This window comes from Paraburkholderia sp. RL17-381-BIF-C (assembly GCF_046026435.1).
In the GTDB taxonomy this organism is placed as follows: Bacteria; Pseudomonadota; Gammaproteobacteria; order Burkholderiales; family Burkholderiaceae; genus Paraburkholderia.
The window spans coordinates 1-221 of record NZ_JARESX010000280.1 but is presented as its reverse complement, the minus strand read 5'-3'; the positions used below and the strand labels follow the sequence as shown (position 1 = coordinate 221).

The 221-nt window shown below is 59.3% G+C and carries 1 pseudogene; it reads right to left on the bottom strand.

The window, feature by feature from the left end:
* Positions 1-221: pseudogene (locus tag P0D70_RS37050) on the bottom strand (acyl-CoA dehydrogenase family protein); the annotation flags it as partial.

Genomic DNA, 221 nt, shown 5'->3' with positions numbered 1-221 from the left:
AACATGCAGTAAAGCGGCGCGCGCATGTTGATCGGTTCGCCGGGATAGAGCGCTTCGCGTTCACGCATCGTGTCCACGGTCGTGGTCCGATGCTCCGGGATGAACACTTCGTCAAGCACAACGTCGTGGCTCGCCGAGCCCTTCAGTCCGATCGAGTACCAGGTATCGAGAATCCGGTAGTCACTTTTGGGGACGAGGAAGTGGCGGTCTTCCTCTTCGCC